The sequence below is a fragment of the Desulfovibrio sp. 1188_IL3213 genome, assembly GCF_036763145.1.
GTDB lineage: Bacteria > Desulfobacterota > Desulfovibrionia > Desulfovibrionales > Desulfovibrionaceae > Desulfovibrio.
Map to the genome: position 1 here is coordinate 1 of NZ_JBAIYR010000015.1, position 20283 is coordinate 20283.

Consider the following 20283-nt stretch of genomic DNA (forward strand, 5'->3'; position numbering starts at 1 on the left):
CTGCGCCCGTAAAAGCGCCTGGGGCGGAAGGAACACCCCCCGGCGGCATGCCCAGCGCCGCGCCTGAACCGATAAACCCTGCTGCAAGCGGAGGAAATGTTGTCTCCGGTTCCACGCAGAATGCGGCTTCAACGGAGGGAGCGGTCGCGCCGGAGCAAAAAACTGTGGCCGATCCGGCCATGACCAGGCAAGAGAAACGGCCTGAGGCCGGGGCGGTATCCGGCAAGGTGAATGAACAGACCGTGGGCCTTCCCGCTGCCCAGCAATCCGAGGACGACAAAGCCAAGGCGTCCGAAGAGCGTCCGGTCATCTATGTGGATGAACAGGGAAATCCCGTCCCAAAGCCCGTTAATCCGGAAATCGTCATGGAAGAGGCCGAAAGGCTCATCCGTGAGCGCAAATACATCGAAGCCCTGCCGCAGCTGGAAAAGCTCAGGAGCCTGCCGGGGCTGCAGCCGGAAATGCTTGAAAAAGCCCTGTACTACATCAGCGACTGCACATGGGCGAGGTATGCGGATAATCCGCTGGCAGGATATGAGGCCATTGTGTCTTCCACCAGCGAAGCCATGAATGCCAACCTGCGTTCGCCCCGGGTACCCGAGGCGTTGCTGCGTCTTGGGCTGGTCAACGTCAATGTGGGAAACCTCGTGGACGCGGGCGGCTATATTGTTGCCTTGCTGCGCCGCTACCCGGACTATCCCGGCGTGGCCCAGGGCTTTACCGCCCTTGGCAAGGCGCAGCTCAAGCGAGGGCTTGACGAAAGGGCAGAGCAGTCTTTTTCAATGGTGCTGGATAAATACCCGGAATCTTCCTACTTGCAGGAGGCTTCCGTGGGTTTGGCGGAAGCCCTCAACAAGCAGAAAAAATTTCAGAATGCTCAGCTTATTCTGGACTTCATAAGCAAGCGCTGGCCGCGCTACTACATTGATGAGCCGTCTTTTCTGCTTTTGCAGGCCAGCAACGACGAAGCTCTCGGCAAGACCGGCCCTGCGCTTGCCCTGTACTGGCTGTATTACAACCTTGTTCCCGGCCACGAGGGCAACGACACGCTTTTGCTGCGCCTCGGAGACATGTACGCCCGGCAGGGCGGCTGGATCAGCGCGGAATTTGTGTATCGCTATGTGGAGCGAACGTTTGCGGGTGCGCCGTCTGCCGCGGTTGCCCGTTTGCGCCTGGCGGAAAAGGGCATCTATGATTCGCCCATCAGCTATGCTGAAATGAGCGCGGTTTTTGCGCGCGATACAGGCGGTGCGCTTTGGAAGGTATACAATGATCTTGCGGCGTCTTCAAAAACCGCTCCTGCGGCTGTTCTGGCCCGTCTGAAAGAGGCCATGTGGCTTTACTGGGATAAAAAATATACCGAAGCCATGGGCAAAGCTGCGGATTTTATTGATGCCTATCCCGAAAACGCCAATGTTCCCCAGGCCAGGGACCTTATCTGGGCGTCTTTTCAGCAGGAACTGAACAATTCTCTGGCTGAGGGCAATTACGGGCGCATTCTGATTTTATGGAATGGCTTTCCTCTGGTGCGCGAACGCTATGGCGTGCTTGACCCACGAATGCGTTATGCGCTTGCCCAGGGCATGCTGGAGCGTGGGGATGAAACCGCCGCCCTTGAGATGATGGCCGAATTCCTGAAAAGTCCTATGGATCCCAATTACGGCGAAGCCGCTTTTACGGAGTTTTTCAACCGTTACCTCAAGGCTGGCGCGTGGGACAAGGTGCTGGACCTGGGAAAGCTGGTTTCTGCCTGGCCCATGAACAGACCGTTGCGTAACCAGCTTGACTACGCCCTGGCGTTGTCCGCGCAAAACCTCAATCTGGCCGGTCCCGCCCTCGCCATGTGGGCGCAACTGGCGGAACGGCAGGACATACCGCTTTACCAACGGGCTTACGCCACCTACTTTCTGGCCCGCGATGCCGAACAGCGCAAGGATATAAAGAACTCTTACGAACTGAACCGTAAGGTTATAGACCTTTTTACCCGGCTTCAGGATGAGCGTTCGGACAAGGCTGACCCGCAACGCATCAAGGATGCCATGGCCGCGCTTATGGACATCAGCGAGGTTGCCAACCGCATCCCCGAAGCGCTGGAATGGGTGGGCCGCTATAATGCCTATGCACCGCCGGAATCGCCGGAATATCCCGGTCTGCGCTTTCGCGAGGCGCGCCTGTACCGCAAACTGGGAGATGCGGCGCGCGCTCAGGCCTTGCTGGAGGATATTGTTCGCAATTATCCCAATTCGCCCTTTGCCCAGGCGGCGGCAGGAGAGCTGCGAACCTTTGAGGTTTCGCGCGACCTGCAGAACTTTCTGCCCGGCGGCGCTTCGGCGGGGCAACAGCCCGCAACGGGGCAACAAGCCTCTCCGGGGCAGCCACAGTGAGGGGAAGAGCAACCTTCCCCTGGGCTGCTCCCAATGGAATTGCTTCAGCTTGAGACTGTTTCGGCGTTGCAAGGGCAAACGCCCGCCGCCAGGACATGAAGCCGCATTGCCTGTTGCCCGAAGGGGTGCGCATGAGGACGGCAGCGCTTGCATGTGCGCTGTGAAGCGGTGTGGTGAGTGTCGTGCAACTCAGGAAAAGTAAACCTCAAAAGCAGAATGTTGCTTGCGCGGTGCGGTATACGATGTCCTGTTGCTGATGTGCGGGCAACAGGCACAAAAAATCGTATGCCGCATATTGGCGGCTTTTCAGAAAACAAGTTTACATGTATCACTGTCATTATTTGTATCCGCATTTTGCGCGGCGGCATGACCCCGAAGGGAGATCACATGAAAAAAATGCGTCAATTCTGTTTTCTGGCCCTGCTGCTGGTGCTGACTGCCGGCTGTAATGCCGCCTTGCAGCGGGGAATGGTCGGGCCTGTCTACGTGTCTACAGCTCGTCCGGCCATCAGTCTGGCCGCTAAGGATATGCCGCTGATTGCCGGTGGGCAGGGGCAGGTCAACCTGGACTGGACCGGCGTGATGGGCGGCCTGCCTGTGTCGGTCTGGATGGCGGCCTACGGCCAGGGCCAGCCGCGTTCGCCTCTTGCTATCGTGGCCCAGGTTGAACTGCCGCAGGGCTGGTACTGGAACAGCGACTCCACGCCGCCGTTCAGTGTGGATCAGGCCACGGAGGTCATTGGCGATACACCCTTTGTCGCCTGCACCTTCATAACCGATAGTTCGCGTGACCCCTTTGCCCTGCTGGCCGGAGTGCAGCAGGATACGCCGCCCATGCGATGGCTTGTGCGCAGCTTTACCTCACGGTTCAACTTCAATACCGATAAGGTCATTCTTGAGTACCGTGAACCGTTGCCGCCGCAGATGGAATTTCTTGAAGTGCTGACCATTGGACAGACCGACCAGTTGAGAGCCTTCGAGCAGCGCGCCCGTAACGCTTTTGCGGTCGGACCTGTACCCGGGAGCCTGGACGGGCTTGCGGATCCCTACATCCAAAACGTGCGCTGGCAGTTCATGGATCAACGTTTTCTTGGCACTGCATCAAGATATGATGTTTTCAAGATGAACTGATCCATTATTAATAATCAGTTTTTCTTGCATACAACCAGTACGGCAACGGCCGCCCGAAACACGTGTTTCGGGCGGCCGTTGCACGTTAAAGCCAATTATGGTTCATGAAACTTGGCCCTATGGCGCGGCAAAAGGAAAAAACCACTTCAAATACCTATAATAATGTTTGTAAAATGTTTTTTTTTATGGGCATTGCTACATTGACGAAATAATAAGGCATGTGTATGTTCTGCCAATTGGAATTCTGAACTTGAAAAACTGATCTGTTTTGAAAACAAACGTGTCTTCTATAGTACATGTTCAGCGGATCATTAAGATGACCATAAGGGGTAATTATGGACGATTATTTGAAAGAAGCTCTGGAAATTACCAGAGCACAAGCCGGTGTGCGCGTGATGAGCGAGGAAGAGATTGCAACTTTTATTCAAAAGGTCGCTCTCGGCATCCGCGCGGTTGCCGAAGGTGAAGCTCCTTCCGAAATGGACAGCACGGAAATGGCTCAGGAAGGCCGCAAATCCGTCAAGGAAAAGTCCGTCACCTGCCTTGAGTGCGGCAAAAGCTTCAAGATTCTGACCAAGCGCCATCTGGCCGGTCATGATATGACCACTGCGGAATACCGCGAAAAATGGGGCTTCAAGAAAGACGCTCCCCTTGTCTGCAAGGCCCTTCAGCGTGAGCGCCGCAAAAAAATGAAAGACATGAAGTTGTGGGAAAAGAGGCGTAAAGCCCAATAGCGTTTGCTTACCGGCCCGCCGTCAGGCGGGCTTTTTGCATCCTGCATCAAGGCCGTGCGTCCTCTGCGCAAAGCCTTACGGCATGACGCTTGATCTGGTGCATTGTAATGCTGAAAGTATATGTTCAAGTTTTTGCAAGGTTCACTTGGCCCTTCAAGTCCGCAAAAAGGTGATGATGCGGCTTCGGGGCAGGCTTTTGTGCAGCGGCTGCCACAGCGCCATGCCTTATGGTATGCCTAGAGCAATTTCACTTTGAAATTGCTCTGGCGGCTGCGTGAGCAGACGTTCGCTACGGAGGCGTAAGCGCAGTTTATCTGCGCGGTTAAACGCCGAAGTAAGCGTGCCTTAAACTTTGAGAATGTATATTCTCAAAGTTAATCTGCTCTAGGTGAAGGGGTTGCGTTCGTGCATTGCGCCGGAGCGCATTTAACTCCTGCTTCGAATACGCCGTTCTACGGCCAGTTTTCAGCGCGCCTGCCGGAACGCCGGGATCGCACGGCGTTGACATTTATTGCTGAAAGGCGCGGGCCAGGCAGGCTGGTTGCCGTCTTCAGATGTTCAGGATCGGGTCATGACAGAAATTCGTGCGGCGGAAAATCCCGTCGAGGCTTTGAAGCTTGTATCGCTTTCGGAAGAAGAGCTTTTTGCCGCATCTGCGCATCTGCGCAGGGCGGCCTTTGGCAACAGGGTAACGCTTTGCGCCATCATCAATGCCCGCAGCGGCAATTGCGGCATGGATTGCCGTTTTTGTTCGCAAAGCAGGCATAATCATACCCCCATTGAAACCTTCCCTCTTTTGCCTGACGAAGAACTGCGCGGGCGAATTCTGGCCCTGGCAGCCCAGCCTGTGGCGCGAATAGGTGTGGTGACCAGTGGCGGAGCGCTGAGCGGCGAAGAATTCGACCGGCTGCTGGAGGTGCTGCGCTCCTTGCCGGGCCATGCGCTCAAGCGCGTCTGCGCGTCCTTGGGCAAGCTTTCCGCCGTTCAGCTTGCCCAGTTGGCCGATGTGGGGCTTGACCGTTATCATCATAATCTTGAAACTTCCCGCCAGTATTATCCGCACATCTGCACCACGCAAACGTGGGATCAGCGCAAGGCCACTGTGGAGCGCGTTTTGGGCGTGGGCATGACTGCCTGCACCGGCGGCCTGTTCGGCCTTGGGGAAAGCTGGCGTGACCGCATAGAATTTGCCTTTGCTCTCAAGGCGTTGGGGGTAGGGCATGTGCCGATGAATTTTCTGCATCCTCACCCGGAGACACCGCTTGCCGACAGGGAACCGCTTACAGCAGCAGAAGCCCTGCGCATTGTGGCTGTTTTCAGGCATATACTGCCCACGGCCGCCTTGCGCATCTGCGGAGGACGGCCGCTGGTTCTGGGGGCGCGACAAAAAGAGGTTTTTGCAGCCGGGGCCAATGCCCTTATGACCGGGGACTACCTGACGACTCAAGGGCGCGGCCTGGCTGACGATCTTGCCATGATTGATTCCCTTGGTCTGGAGGTTGATTGTGACCAGCACTGCTGAGCGTTGTATTCCTGACCGCATGCGCGAACCTTTGCGCGGCGTTTTTGTGGCGGGATCAGGTACGGACGTGGGCAAAACAGTATGCACGGGCGCTCTTTTGCGCGCCCTGCGGCAGGCGCGGATGGCCGTTCAGGCGGTCAAACCGGTGCAGACAGGAGTTGCTTCGGACGCATCCGCCGTTGCGGCCCTGTCTGATGCGGCTGTATACACACAGGCCGTGTCGGGTGTTTCCTGCATGGGCAGCCTTGACCCGGCGGTTGTGCTGCACTGTTTTGCACTGCCCGCGTCGCCGCATCTTGCCGCTGCACGGGAAGGGAAAAAGCTGGACTGCATGGGCCTGCGCGCGGACATTCTTGCCCACTGGGCTGATGTTCCCGCCCGGGCCTTTTTGCTGGAAGGGGCGGGCGGCCTGCATGTGCCGCTTAATGAAAATGAGGACATGCTGGATGTTATGGCTGCTCTGGGCTTGCCTGTTTTTCTTGTGGCCGGCAACTACCTCGGCTGTCTGAACCATATCCTGCTTTCCATTGACGCTCTGCGCCACAACGGCCTTGAACTGGCCGGTCTGGCGCTTGTTCCCTCGGCTGACCCTGCTGCGGGTTGCCCTGGAGTTGATACGCCGGCCATGCTGGCGGACAATGCCAATCTTCTGCGCTATCGGCTTGCCCGTGCCGGCTGCGATGCCCCTGTGGTGGAATTGCCGCGTCTGAAAACCCTGGATGAAAGCGGGTGGGATGAACTGGCCCGTCTGCTGACCCCTGTGGCCTTGCGCATGGCTCAGGCCTGGCCTGAATCTGCCCCTGCCGGGCAGACATCCGAAGAGCGCGAACTGGTGCGCAGGGACAGGGCAGCCGTTTGGCATCCTTACGCTTCGGCCCTGGACTTTCCTCCGCTTAACGCCGTGCGCCGCACCTGGGGGAACCGTATTGTTCTGGCGGACGGCAGGGAACTTGTGGACGGCATGTCCTCGTGGTGGGCGGCGGTACACGGTTACAACAATCCGCATCTGCTTGGCGCCCTGCACAGCCAGGCCGGGCGCATGCCCCATGTCATGTTTGGCGGGCTTACGCACGAACCTGCCGTGGCCCTGGCTGAAAGGCTGCTTGGCCTTATGCCCGATGGCCTTGAGCGTGTCTTTTTTTCTGATTCCGGCTCTGTGGCGGTTGATGTGGCCCTCAAGATGGCGCTGCAATACCAGCATGCCAGGGGCGAGACGGAGCGCACCTGTTTTCTGACTCCACGCGGGGGCTACCACGGCGATACTATCGGGGCCATGTCTGTATGCGACCCTGTGACCGGCATGCACGGCCTGTTCGCAGGCATGTTGCCGCGCCAGCTTTTTATGGAGCAACCTTCCTGCGGATTTGATCAGCCTTTTGATCCGTCCAGCCTGAATCATGCCCGCCAGATGCTGGAGCAGCACGGAAAAAAGATCGCCGCGGTAATCCTTGAGCCAGTGGTGCAGGGAGCAGGGGGCATGTGGTTTTATCACCCGGACTACCTGCGCGGGCTGGCGCAGTTGTGCCGCGATGCCGATACCTTGCTTATTTTTGATGAAATTGCCACGGGTTTCGGCCGCACGGGTAAAATGTTCGCTGCGGAGTGGCCCGGCATCAGCCCGGATATTCTCTGCTGCGGCAAGGCCCTTACCGGGGGGATGCTTACCCTGGCTGCCACGGTATGCAGCGGGCGCGTGGCCGAGGGCATTTGCCGCGACGGCGGGGTCTTCATGCACGGGCCTACTTTTATGGCTAATGCTCTGGCCTGTGCGGTGGCAGGAGCCAGCCTGGACCTGCTTGCTTCCGGCGAGTGGCGGCAACAGGTGAAAGATATCGAGCGCGACCTGCGCACGGGGCTTGCCCCGTGCAAGGATATGCCCGGTGTGGCCCATGTTCGCGTGCTGGGAGCCATTGGGGTGGTGGAAATGAAGGCGCCTGTCAACACGCGCGCGCTACAGGCTTTTTTTGTGGACCGGGGGGTGTGGCTGCGTCCCTTTAACCGGCTTATCTACCTTATGCCGCCTTATGTGACGCCCCCCGGGGATACGCTTCGGCTGTGCGCTGCGGTAGAAGAAGCCCTGCGCCAGGGGGCGCATCTGCCGTGATATTTCTTCTGATCTATATTGCCGTATTGTTTCTTCTGGCCTGGATAACGGCTCGGCGCTCCCCTGACAAAGAAACATACTTTGTCAATGGCCGGAGCTGCTCCGCCAATGTGGTTGCCCTTTCCATTGTTGCGTCGTGCGTGGGCGGTTCGGCCACAATGGGTATGGCCGGTCTGGCCTGGCAGGTGGGAACGCCGGCCATATGGTGGCTTTTGTCCGGCGCGGCGGGTCTTGTGCTGCTGAGCCTTTTTCTGGCCCGCAAGGTGCGCCGCAGCGGGGCCATGACCATGCCCGAAATGCTCACCACCTTTCTCGGCGCGCCCAGCCGTCCTCTGGCGTCTGTCATCATCGTGACGGCCTGGCTGGCTATTCTGGCCGCCCAATTCAGCGCTCTGGCTACGATTATTGCGCCGCTGGCGGGCGTTGACAAAAATGTGGCCATGTTTGTGGGGGCGGCCGTTCTTGTGGGGCATACCCTGGCAGGCGGACAGGCTTCTGTAATGAAAACGGATATATGGCAGTTCGCCATTCTTCTTTTATCCTTGTTGACGGCCCTGATGCTTACGCTGCATCTGGGGGGCGGTGAGGCCATCACTGCCGTGCAGGTTGAGGTTCTCAACGAGCAGTTCCCCGCTTCTAAACTGCGTTATTTTCTCTGCATTCTTGGCGGCAGCTATGTGGTATGCCCCATGCTTTTCGGCAGAATGCTCAGTGCCCGCGATGAGCATGCCGCCCGCAAGGGTGGGCTGATGGCCGCTGCGGGGCTGACGCTTACCGCAACCCTGATCGTTGTTCTCGGCATATCCTGCCGCGATCTGGTTCCCGCAGGCACCCCCCCGGAACAGGTGCTGACCACGGCCCTTTTGTCCCATCTGCCCGAATGGGCCGCCACGCTCATTCTGCTGGGAATTTTCAGCGCCATTTTTTCAGCGGCGGATTCCTGCCTGATCACTGCCGCCTCCGTATGCAGCAACGATATCCTGCGCAAACCAGGTGTGAAAACGTGCCGCATCTGCCTGATTCTTCTCGGCCTGATGGGGCTTGTGCTGGCCTTGCCCGGCAGGGGAATCCTTTCTTTGCTGCTTATGGCGAACGATATTTATGTTTGCGGCGTTGTGCCGCCGGTTTTTATAGGCATGCTGCTGCACGGCAAGGTGCGTTTCAGCTCCTGGGGCATGGCTGTAGCCATTCTCGGCGGCGGTCTGATGGGGCTGACCGCAGCGCTTACCGGCATCAGCGACTGGAGTTTTGCGGGTCTGACGTTTTCGCTGGTTATGAGCCTTGCGGCGGCGCGCCGTTCTCCCCAGTCTGTGGAGAAGGGGGCGGGGGTACAGGCAGACCACGGAATATGAGCCTCGTGGCCGCAGCATCCGCCAGTTCTGAGACGTCCATCAGTTTTTCCAGCAGTTCGAGAAGGTAAAAACGGTCATTTTCGCAGCCGTCTTTAAAATCTTGTTCCAGTTGGCCTGAAAGGATGTATTTTTCAAAAATTTCCAAGTCGTTAACAGTCAGCATACGCAGTCCTTCGCGGGTTGCTTCAATCTGGCCGCACAACGATCCGTCAGGGTCGCGGCCAGGTTGAGCACTCGCTCTATTTCTTCTTTGGTGATACAATCAAAATGAATGCCGGCACTCACGCATACCGTGCAGTCCAGAGCATCGGCCAGGTGGCGGGCCATCCGGGCAGCCAGCATATCTTCGCGGTGTCCGGGCAGGCTCATGAGTTGGACGTGATGTTCTGTTTTCTGCGCATGCGGGGGCAGGGGGCTTGCAACAGCCACAGCGCCTATGTGAGCCTGGCCGCCGCTGCATATGACCTGCAGGTCACGCCCCAGGCGTAATACGCGCAACGTCAGGGCAAGCCTGCCGTGTCTGGCGGTAAGTTTCATGTTTTCTCCGGTAAAAGACGTGCCGCTGAAAGCGCGGCCAACATAGCGCACGGCGGCGTGTCCCGCAAGACAGGGCTGGCAGTGGGCTGGCGCGGAGACAGGTTTGGGTAGCCTGTACGTTCAGGCAATTGCATTTTACGATTGCCACACGCGCGGGTGCTGGAAGGCGATGTCCATCACAGCAACGCACGTCACCGCTAGAGCAGTTTACGAATGAAACGAGTCAACTGCTCTGCAAGGATTTTCCTGAAAATCCTTGCCACGAAATGCGAGCCGGCAGGCTTTTACCTGCCGTAAGCAAGCATTTCAAGTGTTAAATGCTCTAACTGTTGCGCCAAGAAGTTGCCAGGCAAGCAGCGCCGTCAGGCGTGCCGGCAGAAGCCGTAAAAACGCAGAAGGTGCAGATTCGTAATGTTGAAATATTCTGCATCTGGAGCATATGTTCAGTTTCTCGGATTGGTTGTTTTGACAGAATACCTGTCTTTGCGTCGCGCGCTGCAAGATCGGAAAAGTCGGCAGAGGCGACTGGCCCGAAGCGAAAACTGCTTTTACGGGCGGGCAGCCATGCCCGCCGGAACGTGCCATAGAACATGCAACAACGATATGGAGCTGCCATGACTTTGGACCCTACCAAGCATCCTGACTGGAAAATCGCCCTTGATGCGGAATCCCGCATGAAAACCATTGAAACCCTGGCAACGGAACTGGGCCTTGAAAAGGCTGAAATGCTGCCGTACGGGCATTATATGGGCAAGGTTGAGCAGCAGGCCGTGATGCAACGGCTAAAAGACCGTCCCGACGGAAAGTACATTGATGTCACAGCCATCACCCCCACACCGTTGGGAGAGGGCAAGTCCACAACCACCATCGGTCTTGTGCAGGGCCTTGCACGGCGCGGGCGGCGCTCTTCGGCGGCCATTCGGCAGCCTTCCGGCGGTCCCACCATGGGCATGAAAGGCTCCGCCGCCGGCGGCGGGCTTTCACAATGCATTCCGCTGACCCCATATTCTCTCAATTTCACCGGCGACCTTCATGCCGTTGGCGCGGCCCACAATCTTGGCATGACAGCCCTGACCTCGCGCATGCAGCATGAGCGCAACTATGACGATGCCACGCTGGAAAAGCTTTCGGGCATGGCGCGCCTGAATATTGATCCCACCAGAATCAACACCGGCTGGGTTATGGACTTTTGCGTCCAGGCCCTGCGCAATATCATTATCGGCATCGAGGGTGACGGGCGGCGCAACGACGGTTTTATGATGCGCTCGCACTTTGATATTACCGTTGCTTCTGAAGTCATGTGCATTCTTTCCATTGCCCGCGACCTGCGCGACCTGCGCGAGCGCATGGGCCGCATGGTGCTGGCGCACGATCGCAGCGGCAAGCCCGTGACCACCAGTGACCTGGGCGTTGCCGGGGCCATGACTGCCTGGCTGGTGGAAGCCGTCAAACCCAACCTTATCCAGACCATCGAAGGACAGCCCGTTTTCGTGCATACCGGGCCTTTCGCCAACATTGCCCTTGGGCAAAGCTCGGTCATTGCCGACAGGGTGGCACTCAAGCTCAGTGACTATCATGTGACGGAGTCTGGTTTTGCCGCAGAAATGGGCTACGAGAAGTTCTGGAACCTCAAATGCCATTACAGCGGCCTTACGCCCGATGCGGCTGTGGTTGTGGCTACCGTGCGGGCGCTCAAGAATCACGGCGGCGCTCCCCAGCCCAAGCCCGGCCAGGCATTGCCCGAACCTTATACCCGTGAAGATGTGGGCCTTGTGGAAGCCGGATGCGCCAACCTGCTGCACCATTTGGGCATTGTCCGGCGCTCGGGCGTACCCGCGGTGGTCTGCATCAACAAATTCCATACCGATACCAAGGCAGAGGTGGATGCCATCCGCCGCATTTGTGAACAGGCCGGAGCAAGGGTGGCCTTGTCGGAGCATTGGGAAAAGGGCGGAGAGGGCGCACTGGAACTTGCTGACGCCGTTACGGACGCCTGCAATGAAAAGAACGAATTCCGGCCGCTCTACGATTGGAGCTTGCCCCTTGCCGAGCGCATCACTACGATTGCCAAGGACGTTTACGGGGCTGACGGGGTGGAGTTTGAACCGCTTGCTGCACAGCGGCTCAAAGATCTGCAGGAAAGACCCGATGCCAATGAACTGGGCGTCTGCATGGTGAAAACCCAATACTCCCTGTCTGACAAGCCCACGCTCAAGGGCGTACCCAAAGGCTGGAAACTGCATGTACGTGACGTGCTTTTCTTTGGCGGCGCGGGGCTTGTCGCTCCGGTGTCCGGCGACATCAGCCTGATGCCGGGTACTGGCTCAAAACCCGCTTTCCGCAATATTGATGTGGACGTGGAAACCGGCAAGGTAACAGGACTTTTTTAGAGCAGATTAACTTTGGGAATGTCCGTTCTCAAAGTTTAAGCCACGCTCGCTTCGATGCTTAACCGCGCAGATAAACTGCGCTTACGCCTCCGTAGCGAACGTCTGCTCACGCAGTCGCCAGAGCAATTTCAAAGTGAAATTGCTCTGGAGCGCATAGCCGTGCAGACAGCGCAGCTTCAGCCGTACACCCTTTGGCAGCGGCTGAAGCTGCGCTTTGTCTTTCGTGGCGGCGTCAGTTTGAGTGGCCGTCAGAACACTTTCAAAGTGAAGTTGCTTTGGTGGTTTTTTACACCGAAATGCTTTCAGCTTTGTCATTGAGACCGCCTGAGCGGGGCAGATAGTGGTGCTGACTGGATTGCGTCGTGTATCATTTTACCGCGCCGCACCGGCCATAACGGCTTTTACCGGACGGAGTTGTCACGCCTTGCCGGATGCTGGCCGCTGTGCGGAAGGTCCTTGTTTGACAGGGACAATATCAGGAGATATTCTGATTACTGCTCAAGGAAGCTTCTTCCATTGCAGCCATGCCCGGCATGCATACCCTTGCCAACGTCCAGAAAAATGCTTTCCGTCCCTCCGCGTTTCTCACGGCAATTTTATCAATGGCAATGAACCGCCCAATCACGCCACGGGTTCTGGGCCAAAACTATTAAGGTGTCGGTATGATTGCCTATATACACGGTTTTAACTCCAGTCCTGCCAGTAATACTTTTGGTTTGTTGCGAAGGGTGTTTCCCGATGCCAGAGCGCTGGATTACCCTTCCAGCGGGCTTTTTCCTGAAAATCTTGCGCGCTTGCACGTTCAGGCGCTGGCCTTGCGCGAGGAGGCGGGCGAGGCGCTGGCCTTGGCCGGATCCTCTCTTGGCGGCTTTTACGCTTCGCAGTTGTCGGCATTGCTTGGCTGTAACTGCGCGCTTTTCAATCCTGTGGTGCGTCCTGCTCAGTCCTTGCGGCAATTTGTGGGGCCAAACACCTATTTTCATGGCGGGCAGCGCTGGGAATTCACGAATGAAATGTGTGACAGCTACGCGATTTTTTTCGATGCACGCAAAACTCCTGTAGAGCGCCTGGTGGTGCTCGGCCGTGCCGATACCTTGCTGGACCCGGCAGAGGCCCGCGCGTACTGGAAAAATCATGCCCGCATTCATGAGACCGATGACGGCCACAGCTTGGCTGCTCTTGATGAAACCATCATAAACACACTATCCGCCTGGCAGCGGTAAACATATCTCGCGCTACGGCTTTGCATAACCCTGTGGAGACAATACTCTATGTTTCAAAAATATCTTGTATCCGGCCTTGCCCTTTTTGGCATGCTTTTGTGTATTGCCGCCACAGCACTGGCCGGGCCTGCCTATCGGGTAGCGCGAACCAGTCTGCCTGAAGAAGACAACTGGCGGGAGGCGGCCGGACTGTCCATAAGTTTTGCGGTGGATGTGGACCGTTGCAAAAAACAGTACGGCTCGGACTGGTCACGACAGTGCTCCGGACCACCCGCCGGGCAGCCGGGAGCGCTTGTGGAGGGCGTGGTCATGACCCCGGATACGCCCGGGGAGTGGCGCTGGCAGCATGGGTCGAGCATGACCTTTACTCCTGAAAAGCACTTGCGTCCGCAAACCACCTATACGATCTCCCTTGAAAAAGTATCCCTGCCTTCGCGCTTTTCCGTGAACCGGCAGCTGACGTATACCACGCAGCCCCAGGCCGCGCGTACCGGCAAGGAAACCTTCTGGACAGATCCCTCGGCCAAAGGCGCTCACGCCATTTCCGTGCCTGTGCAGTTTATCTGGCCGGTCAGTCCGCAGCAGATGGAAAAAGGCATCAGCCTTCAGGCCAGCAATGCCAAAAGCGGTCTGTCTTTTGGCGCGCTGCGGTTCGTCTGGAACGAAAAACGTACTGAAGTGGTGGTTTCCGCTCCGGTCCTGTCGCTGCCCCAAGAAAGCGCCTCTGCCGTGCTGCGTGTGAAAGGTCTGCCCGATTTCATTGAAAAGGGCGGCAAACGTACTGTACGCAAGAGCAGGGCGGGCAAGGCGGAAAATGTGGAGACACTGTTTTCGGTCATCGGTCGCGACCGCATCATGAATGTCCAGAATGTGGTTGTGCAGCCAGCCTACGGCCAGGACCTGGAAAAAGAATATCATCTGGTTGTCAAAACCAGCCTGCGCGTGCTGCCTTCCGATCTGTTGCGGCATCTTGAGGTGATCCGGCTGCCTGAAAAAATGACCCCGGAGGCCGGGCAGGAAACTGACTGGACAAAAATGCCCGCCATCAGCGCCAATGATGTCAAGCGGGGAGAAAAATTGCAGCCCCAGCTTCTTCAGCCTGCGGACGAGGCCACTGACACCATTACGTTGCGTATACCGGTCGGTGCCGGGCGCGGGCTGCTGGCAACGGTAAAAAACGGTCTTGTGTCCACCGGGGGACTGCCGCTTACGGAGGCGCGCCGCTTTATCCTCACCGCGCCTCCTCTGGGATCGGAGCTGTCTTTCCTTCAGCCCGGCAATATTCTTACGCTCAGCGGCGACAAAAAACTTGATATCTACGCCGTGGGCCTGACCGATATACAGTGGCGGGCCGAGCGGGTGCGCGATCCTTTTCTGGCTCTTCTGGCGAAGGATTCGGGATTTGAAGAAAATGAGGCTGACTTTACCGTCATGAGTGATGCGGTTCAGGGCAATCTGGATATGCGCGGCTTTGGCGGTGGAAAGACGCCGGGTGAAGCTTTTTTTGGCGTTCTTGATCTGGCGCCGCTTTTGCGCGGGCAGGATGGTCCCAGGCACGGTCTCATGCGCATGACTGTCACCGGGCGTAATGAAGGCGGGCAGGAGACAGTGGTTTCACGTCTGCTGCTTGTTACTGATATGGGGCTGAGCGTGAAAACGGCCGCTGACGGTTCCCGCGCGGTATTTGTGCAAAATCTGGCTACAGGCAAACCCGCGGCCAACGCCGAAGTGCGCCTTCTTGGCGCCAACGGCCTGCCTGTATGCAGCGCGCATACCAATGCGCAGGGCAGGGCGGATCTGCCTTCAGTCGTGGGACTGGAGCGTGAAAAACGGCCTGTGGCTGTTGTGGCGCTGGCGGCGGTTCCTGGTGGTCAGGATATGGCCTGGCTTTCTCTTGACGACAACGCCCGCAATGTGAACTACAGCAGCTTTGACGTGTCCGGACGCCACGCTGCGGGCAACGGCCTGAGCGCTTCCGTATTCAGCCAGCGGGGCCTGTACCTGCCCGGCGAAAAACTGCATTTCGGCTGCATTGTGCGCCGGTTTGACTGGCAGCCCCTGCCGTCGGATCTGCCCCTGGAGGCGGTGCTTGTCAGTCCCACCGGGGCCGAGGTCATGCGTCGCCCGTTCACGGTGGGGGATGAGGGCTTGCAGCACTTCACCTGGAGCAGCCCCGAAGACGCCGCCGTGGGGCAGTACCGTCTGGATATTCGCCTGGCATCGGGCAAGCCCGGATCGAGCGGTCCGGTGCTCGGGGGCACATCCACCCGAGTGGAGGAGTTCCAGCCCGACACCCTGGCCCTGTCCACTTCCTTTGAGCCTGGCGCTCCCAAGGGGTGGATACGCACAGGCGCAGGGGCTTCTCCTGCCGTGGCGGCTGCCAGGCTGGACAACCTTTACGGGGAGCCGGCGGCCAATCACCGTATCCATACGGCTTTTCATGCCCGCAGGGGAAGTTTGCGCTTTCCGGGATACGAAGACTATGTTTTCTATGATCCTTCGCCTTCCGGCGCGCAGGACCAGTATATGGATCTGCCCGACGTCTTCACCAACAGCAAGGGAATGGCCCGCGTGCCTCTCCCGCTCGACAGGCTTCAGGGGAATACTTTTTACGGAACTTTGATGATTGACGGCTTTGAGCCGGAAGGCGGCAGGGCCGTGACCCGTCAGATGTCCGCCCTGTTTTCTCCTCTTGAGGTGGCTCTCGGCTACAAAGGTGAAGAGCAGGCCAACAATCTGGACTATGTGCCGCAAAACTCCCGTGCCTCACTGCGCCTTCTGGTGGTCAACGATGACCTTGCGCCGACATCCCTGCGGGGGGCCGAAATTGTTTTTTCAGCCCGCCGCTACGTTAATAGCCTGGTTACAGACGCACGGGGCGAATATCATTATGACGCCACGCCCGTGGATACGGAAATAACACGGCAGACCGTGAATCTGGAGCCGAAGGGTCTGTCCTGGGTCATGCCCACGTCCGAGGCCGGTGATTTTCTTGTGACCGTGCGTCAGGCAAACGGCAATATTCTGGCGCTTATTCCGTATTCCGTGGCAGGCAGCAGGCTGGCAGACCCGTCCGGGCTTTCCACAGGCTCGCTGGCGAAGGGCAACCTGCGGCTCAAGCTTGAAAAAGAACATTACAAAGCCGGTGAAACCATAAAAATGAGCCTTTCCACGCCATATGCGGGAACCGGGCTTATTACCATTGAAAGGGAAAACGTGCTGGCGCATGCGTGGTTTAGCGCGCAGGCCGGAGAAAGCGTGCAGGAGATACAAATTCCCGGGCAGTTTGAAGGACGTGGTTTTGTCAACGTGTCCTTTGTGCGCGCTCTGGATTCAGAAGCTGTGTATATGAATCCCCATACGTATGGGGTTGCGCCCTTTACCGTGGGCATGAGCCGGCGCGACATGGGCCTGAAGATCACAGCCCCCGAACGGGTGTTGCCCGGCGAAAAGGTAAAAGTGCGTCTGACATCACGCGTACCCGGCAAGGCTGTGCTTTTTGCCGTTGATGAGGGCGTGTTGCAGATCACCGGTTTTGCCACGCCGGATCCTTTGCGTGAGTTGCTCGGCGATCGCGCCCTTGACGTATCCACCATGCAGGCCCTTGATCTTCTTATGCCTGACCATGCAAGGCTGCAGGGCCGTATTCCCGGTTTTGGCGGCGACATAGCCGGTGCCGGGGGGCGTTTTCTCAATCCGTTCAAAAGGCGCGGCGAACCGCCGTTTGCTTTCTGGCAGGAAGTGAGTGTCGTCAATCCCGAAGGAGCAGAAATTATCCTTGACATACCGGCCTATGTAAGCGGGCGCATACGGATTATGGCCGTGGGCAGCACTCCGGTTTATGATGGCCGGTCCACTGCGGGAAGCGCCCGCGCCGATATGGAAGTGCGCGGCACGCTTATCCTGAAGCCGCTTCTGCCTCTGGCTGTGGCGCCTGGCGATGAGTTTGACGCGGCACTGGTCATCGCCAACACGGTGGAAGGCAGCGGCAAAGATGCCAAAGTGGCCGTAACTATGGACTGCGGGCCGGAACTGGTCTTCTTGAACGGCCAGAAGCCGCAGACCGTCGCCATCAATGAAAACGGCGAGGCTGTGCTGCGCTTTCGCATGCGGGCGCAGGATGTGCTGGGTTCCGCTGACGTGCGCTTTACCGCCACACTGGAAGGAAAGGGAGAAACAGGCGTCAGCGAGCGGAAGCAGAGTCTGTCCGTGCGTCCGCCCGCGCCGAGGGTTCGCACCGAGCAGGTCATTGCCCTTACAGGCGATACGGACGTGCCCGTGAACCGCGATCTCTATCCGTACGAGGCACAGGGGCAGGCCACAGTGTCGGCTCTGCCCGTTCTTGGGCTGCGTTCACTGCTGGCGCGGCTGGACACCTATCCCTATGGTTGTACCGAGCAGCTTATCAGCCGTGCCATGCCGTATGTGAGCCTGCTTACTGCGCCGGAACTGCGCAAACAGGCGCTCAGCAGCCCGCGCACTTCTCCGGAAATGCTCGCCAAACGGGGCAATGCCGTTATCAGCGCCGCGTTGGACACCATACGCAGTAACTTTGTTTATTATGACGGGGTAAGCCTCTGGCCCGGATCTTCGACCAATGATTTTGTAACCGCCTATGCCGGGGATTTTCTGCTCACCCTGCGGGAAAGTGGCGCTGCCACGCCTGAAGGGCTGACCAGAAACATTCTTGATGCGCTTGAAAATACGGTGCGCCGCTCTCCTGTGGATGTAAGTGACGGGCGCATCAAGGTTTATGGCGCATGGGTGCTGCTGCGCGACGGGCGCATCATGACGCAGGAAGTTGAGCGCCTTGAGCAGTGGTTCAGGGATAATACCGAAGGATGGGAAAATGACCTTGTGGCCGTGCTTCTGGCCGACTGCTACGACATGCTGCGCCTGAAAAGCCGCGCCGAACAACTGATGCCCACGACCTTCAGTATGGCGACAGGTGATTCCATGCTCGGACAGGGAGCGGCTGCGGCCCTGCATGCCACTGTGGTATTGCGGCATTTTCCTGAAAAGCGCCAGCAGGTGAACACGGATGTACTGCTGGACGAAGCCTTCAACACCACGGCAACCACTGTGGACATGGGGCTTATATCCCGTGCTCTGGTCATGATGGCAGGGCCGGAAGCATCCTCTCCCGAGGGGATTTCCCTGATCTGCACCAGTTATGCGCAGGGATTTTCCGCAACGGAGCAGCCGGACAGCGAACGCGCGTCCGTTCTTGCGCTTGATGCTCCGGGCTGCCTCAATTACCGGGTGAGTCTGCCCAGGGGCGACAGCGGCTGGAACCTGCACGTGGCGACCGAGGGCTTTGAACGCAAGCCGCTTGTTCCTGCCTCCAACGGCCTTGAATTGCAGCGGCGCTACGTCGACAGCCACGGAGAGACTGTCACCACAGCCAAGCTTGGTGACGTGCTTACTGTGGAGTTGAGTCTGCGTTCTCCTTCCCCGTATGCCAACGTGGTCGTGGTGGATTTATTGCCCGGCGGTTTTGAGCCTGTGCTCGAAAAAAACTCGACCTCGGCTCCGCAGGACGGGCTTATACGTCACGAGCGGCGCGAGGACAGGGGGATTTTCTTTGTAAACACCGGACCGCAGCCACGAACCTTCACCTATAAGGTCAGAGCCGCCACACGCGGGCGTTTTGTGCTGCCTTCGGCCGTGGCCGAGGCCATGTATGAACCCGCGACCAATGCCCGATTGGGCGGCGGCTATGTGGTCATTGAATAAAGCCCGCAATTGAAACACTGTTGAGAAACGGCCTCTGCCCGACGCGGATTTGTTATGACAGACGTGCCGGGCAGAGGCCATAAACATAGGCCGTATTTTTGAAGTAGTCCTTCAACTCTTTGTTTTTGCAGCGCAGAGCCTTGAACATCGGTAATTCTGAAACAGGTTTTTCTAAAAATATCCGTGTTTAAAAACTCTGCCTGATAAAAAGTCACGCTGCGGCCGGAAATACATGCAGCAAAACGAAATTAACACAATGGTCTCTATGGTTCCAGCGGCCTCACGGAAGGGGGAGCCTCCCGCCACGCCCGAGCGCACGGGTAAATTCCCTGCGGGCTTGGGCGGGCGTGTCTGGAAACGGATAATCCGCCCGGCAGGCTGGTATGTTGCCGTGCTTGTTGTCGCGCTTGGGGTGGCTTTGCTCTGGCTGCACTATGCGCCCTGCAAACATCCTCTGGACGGCATCAGCTTTTCGCGCGTGGTGTACGACAGCAAGGGCGGCCTCATGCGCTTAAGTCTTTCCAACGACCAGAAGTATCGCATACACACGCGCCTGTCGGATATTCCGCCCGCAGCCGTGGACTCTGTTTTGCGCTACGAAGACCGCTATTATTGGCATCATCCCGGAGTCAATGTGGCGGCTCTTGCCCGTGCGGGTGTCTCCCTGCTCACGGGGCAACGCCTTATGGGCGGCTCTACCATCACCATGCAGGTGGTGCGGCTGGCGCATGGCCTCGAAACAGGCAAAATCGGCGCAAAGCTGCGCCAGATTGTCCTGGCACTGCAACTGGAATGGCATTTCAGCAAGGAAGATATCCTTGAAGCCTACTTCAACCTTGCACCTTACGGGGGCAATGTGGAAGGTCTTGGGGCAGCGGCAATGGTCTATTTTCACAAAACGCCGGAACAACTCACTCCCGGTGAAAGTACCGCCCTTATGCTTGTGCCGCAAAACCCCGTGCGGAGGCGTCCTGCCAGCGACAACAAGCATTTCATGGCCGCGTTCAGCCGTTTGGAGTCTGTCTGGCATGGCCGTCAGGAGCACGCACCCCTGCGAGTATACGGTCCGGAAGACCTGCCCTTTACGGCCCCGCATTTGAGCGCTGAGCTTTTGCAGCAGCCGGACGGCGGCCGCAGCCTGCGTACCACGCTTGACCCGGCCAAACAGCG

Annotated in this window: 12 protein-coding genes; 10 read left to right on the plus strand and 2 right to left on the minus strand. The window is 58.0% G+C overall.

Annotation, left to right across the window (positions count from 1 at the left end):
* Window positions 1–164: 164 nt before the first annotated feature.
* The 6 genes from V6C16_RS01945 (at window position 165) to V6C16_RS01970 (ending at window position 9227) form a co-directional block, all read left to right on the plus strand.
* Window positions 165–2384 carry a tetratricopeptide repeat protein gene (locus tag V6C16_RS01945; RefSeq protein ID WP_333536204.1) on the plus strand — a complete coding sequence of 740 codons (2220 nt, stop codon included), beginning with the start codon at window positions 165–167 and terminating at the stop codon, window positions 2382–2384.
* A gap of 387 nt (window positions 2385–2771) precedes the next feature.
* A complete protein-coding gene (locus V6C16_RS01950; RefSeq protein ID WP_333536205.1) occupies window positions 2772–3515 on the plus strand; it encodes a DUF4851 domain-containing protein in 744 nt (247 codons plus the stop codon).
* 335 nt (window positions 3516–3850) lie between these two features.
* Window positions 3851–4249: a MucR family transcriptional regulator gene (locus V6C16_RS01955; protein ID WP_333536206.1), complete on the plus strand. Its 399-nt coding sequence runs from the start codon at window positions 3851–3853 to the stop codon at window positions 4247–4249.
* 571 nt (window positions 4250–4820) lie between these two features.
* On the plus strand, window positions 4821–5771 hold the full coding sequence (bioB, locus tag V6C16_RS01960) for a biotin synthase BioB (protein ID WP_333536207.1): 951 nt from the start codon (window positions 4821–4823) through the stop codon (window positions 5769–5771).
* Window positions 5755–7875, plus strand: a complete 2121-nt coding sequence (gene bioA / locus V6C16_RS01965; protein ID WP_333536208.1) for an adenosylmethionine--8-amino-7-oxononanoate transaminase — start codon at window positions 5755–5757, stop codon at window positions 7873–7875. The genes bioB and bioA overlap by 17 nt, the downstream gene beginning before the upstream one ends.
* Window positions 7872–9227: a sodium:solute symporter family protein gene (locus V6C16_RS01970; RefSeq protein WP_333536209.1), complete on the plus strand. Its 1356-nt coding sequence runs from the start codon at window positions 7872–7874 to the stop codon at window positions 9225–9227. Before bioA ends, V6C16_RS01970 begins: the two co-directional genes overlap by 4 nt.
* Window positions 9228–9383: 156 nt before the next feature.
* Here V6C16_RS01970 and V6C16_RS01975 read toward each other — a convergent pair whose 3' ends face one another.
* Window positions 9384–9764 carry a prenylated flavin chaperone LpdD gene (locus V6C16_RS01975; RefSeq protein WP_333536210.1) on the minus strand — a complete coding sequence of 127 codons (381 nt, stop codon included), beginning with the start codon at window positions 9762–9764 and terminating at the stop codon, window positions 9384–9386.
* A gap of 614 nt (window positions 9765–10378) precedes the next feature.
* Between V6C16_RS01975 and V6C16_RS01980 the strand changes: the two genes are divergently transcribed.
* Window positions 10379–12154, plus strand: a complete 1776-nt coding sequence (locus tag V6C16_RS01980) for a formate--tetrahydrofolate ligase (RefSeq protein ID WP_333536211.1) — start codon at window positions 10379–10381, stop codon at window positions 12152–12154.
* 81 nt (window positions 12155–12235) lie between these two features.
* On the opposite strand, the gene V6C16_RS01985 is transcribed toward V6C16_RS01980, so the two are convergent.
* Window positions 12236–12469 (minus strand): hypothetical protein, encoded by a 234-nt coding sequence (locus tag V6C16_RS01985; protein WP_333536212.1) that lies wholly within the window; start codon window positions 12467–12469, stop codon window positions 12236–12238.
* A 347-nt stretch (window positions 12470–12816) separates the two neighbouring features.
* On the opposite strand from V6C16_RS01985, the gene V6C16_RS01990 reads away from it, so the two are divergent.
* The 3 genes from V6C16_RS01990 to V6C16_RS02000 all read left to right on the plus strand — a co-directional run.
* Complete coding sequence (locus V6C16_RS01990; protein WP_333536213.1) at window positions 12817–13377, plus strand: YqiA/YcfP family alpha/beta fold hydrolase; 561 nt, start codon at window positions 12817–12819, stop codon at window positions 13375–13377.
* 48 nt (window positions 13378–13425) lie between these two features.
* The gene (locus V6C16_RS01995; RefSeq protein ID WP_333542742.1) at window positions 13426–19113 is read left to right on the plus strand and encodes an alpha-2-macroglobulin family protein; all 5688 of its coding nucleotides are present in this window, start codon (window positions 13426–13428) and stop codon (window positions 19111–19113) included.
* Window positions 19114–19504: 391 nt separating this feature from the next.
* Window positions 19505–20283, plus strand: a 779-nt coding sequence (locus V6C16_RS02000; RefSeq protein WP_333542743.1) for a transglycosylase domain-containing protein, incomplete at its 3' end; no start/stop codon positions are given.